This window comes from Achromobacter sp. (assembly GCF_036567245.1).
GTDB lineage: Bacteria > Pseudomonadota > Gammaproteobacteria > Burkholderiales > Burkholderiaceae_B > Achromobacter.
Genome location: NZ_DATCUY010000120.1, coordinates 1 through 4,358, shown reverse-complemented (window position 1 = coordinate 4,358; position 4,358 = coordinate 1). Strand labels below are relative to the sequence as shown.

6 protein-coding genes are annotated in these 4,358 nt (G+C 62.1%); 1 reads left to right on the top strand and 5 read right to left on the bottom strand.

What is annotated here, in order from left to right:
* A partial coding sequence (gene tig / locus VIR09_RS05455; protein WP_332011950.1) for a trigger factor occupies positions 1–1,017 on the bottom strand: 1,017 nt, incomplete at its 3' end.
* Positions 1,018–1,187: 170 nt separating this feature from the next.
* The gene (locus VIR09_RS05450) at positions 1,188–1,943 is read right to left on the bottom strand and encodes a M48 family metalloprotease (RefSeq protein WP_059373567.1); all 756 of its coding nucleotides are present in this window, start codon (positions 1,941–1,943) and stop codon (positions 1,188–1,190) included.
* Between the two features lie 260 nt (positions 1,944–2,203).
* Between VIR09_RS05450 and VIR09_RS05445 the strand changes: the two genes are divergently transcribed.
* Entirely contained in the window at positions 2,204–2,755 is a 552-nt protein-coding gene (locus VIR09_RS05445) for a TIGR00645 family protein (protein ID WP_332011949.1), read from the top strand.
* A gap of 142 nt (positions 2,756–2,897) precedes the next feature.
* Here the strand turns inward: VIR09_RS05445 and VIR09_RS05440 are convergent, their stop codons facing one another.
* The 3 genes from VIR09_RS05440 to VIR09_RS05430 all read right to left on the bottom strand — a co-directional run.
* Positions 2,898–3,104, bottom strand: a complete 207-nt coding sequence (locus VIR09_RS05440; RefSeq protein ID WP_006225311.1) for a cold-shock protein — start codon at positions 3,102–3,104, stop codon at positions 2,898–2,900.
* Positions 3,105–3,437: 333 nt separating this feature from the next.
* The gene (locus tag VIR09_RS05435; protein WP_332011948.1) at positions 3,438–4,001 is read right to left on the bottom strand and encodes a DUF924 family protein; all 564 of its coding nucleotides are present in this window, start codon (positions 3,999–4,001) and stop codon (positions 3,438–3,440) included.
* A 231-nt stretch (positions 4,002–4,232) separates the two neighbouring features.
* The coding region (locus VIR09_RS05430) for a cold-shock protein (protein WP_332011951.1) at positions 4,233–4,358 on the bottom strand (126 nt) is incomplete at its 5' end.

Sequence of the window (4,358 nt, the reverse complement as noted above, 5' to 3'; positions counted from 1 at the left end):
AGCCGGGATCGGCACGGATTCGGCGTTCGGGATGCCGCGCTGCTTGAGCTCTTCGCGGGCAGCGGCGACACGGCCTTGCACGTCGTTGTCGACCAGGGCCTTCGGCACGTCGAACTTGCCGGCTTCGACCAGGGCGTCCATGACGCTGGACTTGGTGCGGCCAGCCGAACGGACCTTGACTTCGCGCTCGATGTTGCTGCGGATGTCGGCCTTCAGCTTTTCGACATCGCCTTCGGCCTGGCCGAGGGACTTGGCGAATTCGCTGTTCAGCTCGGGCAGCACGCCTTCAGCCACTTCCTTGACGGTGATGGTGAATTCGGCGGTCTTGCCGGCGACTTCCTTGCCTTGGTAGTCATCGGGGAACTTGAGCGGGAAGACCTTGCTTTCGCCAGCCTTCAGGCCGCGGGCGGCTTCTTCGAACTCCGGCAGCATGCGGCCTTGGCCGAGCACGAACGGGAAGTCTTCGGCCTTGCCGCCTTCGAACGGCACGCCGTCGATGGTGCCGGCGAAGTCCAGCGTGACGCGGTCGCCGTCTTGCGAGGCACGGCCTTCGCGAGCTTCGAACGTGGCGCGCTGCTTGCGCAGGACGTCCAGCGTTTGTTGCACTTCGGCGTCGGTGACGGCCGTTTCGTAGCGGGTGACGGCCAGGGTCGACAGGTCCGGCACGGCGACTTCGGGATAGACCTCGAACGTGGCGGTAAACGCCAGCGTGTCGTCGGCAACGCCGTCGGTCTTGGGTTCGAGGTTCGGGGCGCCAGCGACGCGCAGCTTGGCGCCGTCGACAGCTTGTTCAAAGGCACGGCCAACTTGGCCATTGATCACGTCGTAGCGGATGCCAGGGCCATGGCTGCGCTCGAGCATGGCAAGCGGAGCCTTGCCAGGACGGAAGCCGGGGACCTTGGCGGTCCGAGCCACGCGCTTCAATTGCGCCTGGACTTCCTTTTCGACGTCGGCCACCGAGACGGCCAGATCAACACGGCGCTCCAGGCCGGAGAGGGTTTCAACCACAGGCTGCATTAAAAGACCTATTTTCCGAGAGATAAAGAGATGACGGGCGGATAAACGCGGCATTTTACCGGAAACTTCCGGCCACCTGACGCAAAGGGGCGCGAGCACCCGGATAAGTCCGGATACTCGCGCCCCGTTTTCCACCCGGGACGGGAGGAGAAACGCCTGATACGGACGCTTTACTTGGCCTTGGCGATGCGCTCTTCGATGTGCTGCGCGCGCTTGGCCGAGGACGGGTGGGAGCTCATCATATCGCTCTTGCCGCCGTCCAGTTCGGCCAGCTTCTGGAACGCGGTCACCAGGCCGCGGGTATTGAGGCCCTTGGCCTGCAGCTGGTCGAAGGAATAATCATCAGCGGCGCTTTCCTGCGACTGCGAGAACTGCGCGTTGATGAATTTCTCGGTCAGGTCGCCCAGTTGCGAGGAGTTCAGTGCGGCCACGGTGGCGCCGCCTGCGGCATTGGCGGCGTCGCGCGCGGCGGAAACGGTGTAGGCGGTCTGCATCGCCTTCTTGCTGTGGCCCAGCGCGACGTGGCCGATTTCGTGGCCCACCACGCCCAGCACCTCATCGTCGGTCATCATGTCCATCAGGCCGCTGTAGACGCGGATGCAGCCGTTGGCCATGGCCCAGGCGTTGACGTCCTTGGTGACGTAGACCTTGTAGCTGGCCTTCTGGCCGTTGACCGTGCCGCCCAGTTGCTTGGCGATCTTCTGCAGGCGGGCGTCGTACTTGCTGCCGGGAGCGGCAATCTTTTCCTGGGAATCGCTTTGCGCGCAAGCCTTGTCCGACAGGGTCTTGATTTCGGCATCGCTCAGCGTGGCAGCCTGAACGACCTTGCTGCCAGCGCCGACCAGGCCGCCGATGTCCAAAGCCTGGGAGGCGGAGAAAGGGGCGAGCGCAACGCTCAAGGCGGCAACGGTGTAGCGGATCTTCATGGGAACAAACTCCTCTTTACTGGCTCTATGCGAACGAGGCCGCAATTCTATATACGACCAATGCACACAAAGCGTTTCGCCACACAGTTTCGCAAATGCCAGCTTTCCTTACATAAAACCCCAACGAGATCCCCCCAATCATGCTAGCGGGCACTTTCGCCAGCCCGGATCACCCCAAAAAAACTGATATCTGCGGCAACGTGGCATTGATAGAATTGCGCCCGCCTTTTTTGTACATCCCATACGGCTCGCACCCACAAATGAACTCCAACACCCCTCCCCGCCTGGGCTTGCTGCCCAGCCTGATCTTCAGCTCGCGCTGGCTGCAACTGCCCCTGTACCTGGGCCTGATCGTCGCGCAAGGCGTCTACGTCATGCTGTTCCTGAAAGAGCTGTGGCACCTGGTGACGCACGCCAGCGGCTTCGGCGAAATGGAGATCATGCTGCTGGTACTGGGCCTGATCGACGTGGTGATGATCTCGAACCTGCTGGTCATGGTGATCGTGGGCGGCTACGAAACCTTCGTGTCCCGCCTGCGCCTGCAGGGTCACCCCGACCAACCGGAATGGCTCAGCCACGTGAACGCCAGCGTACTCAAGGTCAAGCTGGCGATGGCCATCATCGGCATCTCCTCGATCCACCTGCTGCGCACCTTCATTGAAGCGGGCACGCTGGGCACGCCCAACGCGCGCTTCTCCGAGGCAGGCGTGATGTGGCAAACCATCATCCACGCGCTGTTCATCCTGTCAGCGCTGGGGATCGCGCTGGTCGACAAACTGGCCACGCCGCCGGCCGCCCACGCCAAGCACTGACGCGACATCAGCCTCGCCGCACGCCTCACCCGCCTTGCGGGACGCCTCGGGGCCGGCCACAAAAAAAGCCCCCGCACATTGCGTGCGGGGGCTTTTTTCTGGGCGGAGCGCCGGGCCGGCCCGGGGCGCTGCCCTGCGAAGGTCAGGCCGCTACCTTGATGTTCTTTGCGCTGGGACCCTTGGGGCCGGTACCGACCTCGAAGGTGACGCGCTGGTTCTCCTGCAGCGACTTATAGCCTTCGCTGCGGATCTCCGAGTAGTGAGCGAAAAGATCCTTGCTGCCGTCGTCGGGCATGATGAAGCCATAACCCTTTTCGGCGTTGAACCACTTAACGATGCCGGTTGCCATGGAATGTCCTTGAACCTAGAAAAAGCGATTGCTCGCGGGGCGCCAGATCATCAAGGATGGGAGAGGAAGCAACCGCAGCACCACTGACGGCGACAAGTGAAACGCAGACCGCGTCGCTTGAGAATCTCGCTAAACCCAGTGTATTGGCGAACCCCGAAAAACGTCAAATATCCACAAGTCTGACAGCAGCGCCAAAGCGGCAGAATGCCAGGCCCTGCAAGGCTTTGCGCCGGCGCTGTCGCCTTGAGACTTTCAACTTGCCACGCGTGGACACAAGCAGATACCTGGTGCCGCGCCGGCGCTCAAGCGCCCTTTCGCGCAGCTGCGGCGCGGCTATCCGGCGAAGCCGCCGGAATCGAGAAATTCCTGCTCGGCCTGCGAGGTCTGCCGGCCAAGCGCGGCATTGCGATGAGGAAAGCGCCCAAAGCGCTTGATGATGTCGCGATGCAGGACCGCCCAACGCAGCGTATCGGCATCCAGCGGCTCCATCAGGGCCACGCCGCGGTTCTGCGCCGCAAGGTTTTCCGCGTGCTCGAAAGGCAGGTAGAAGAACGAACGCAGTTGCGGCTCCACCGCCAGGTCGTGGCCCGCGGCAATGGCGCGGTCGGCGAAATACTGGGCCAGCGGGTCCGTGGCGAACATGTGCGCGGTGCCGCGGTAGGCATTGCGGGGGAACTGGTCCAGCAGGATCATCAGCGCCAGGGCACCTGTGGCGTCGTCCAGCCACGCATCCAGCTGACGCGCCGCGGCTGCCATATGGGCGGTTTCAAAACGGGCACGGAAGGCCGCATCGAACTCCGCATTCTTGCTGAACCATTGCTGCGGACCGGCATCGAGCCAGAACGCGACCACGTCCTGGGCTTGCGGGGCAATCTGCGTCGGAAAAGAAGAAGTCATGAGAACGCGGATCCTGAAGTCTGGGCAAGGCCGACAATAACAGAGACGCGTGCCTGGATTAGGGCGCATACACCAGATGAATGAATCGGGTGCGACTTCAGTATCAGGATTTACCGCACTCTAGGGATTACCCTGACATTACTGGCGAACAGATACTTTCCATGTTTAGGAAACGCTGCCGCAGAAAACAAAAAAGCCCCGCGAAGGGGCTTCTACCGAAAACTCAGACCCTTACAGGACCTGGATCTTCGTGGCTTGCGGGCCCTTGGGGCCATTGGCCGTCACAAAGCTGACGCGCTGGTTCTCTTCCAGAGACTTGAAGCCCGAGCCCTGAATTTCGGAGAAGTGAGCGAACAG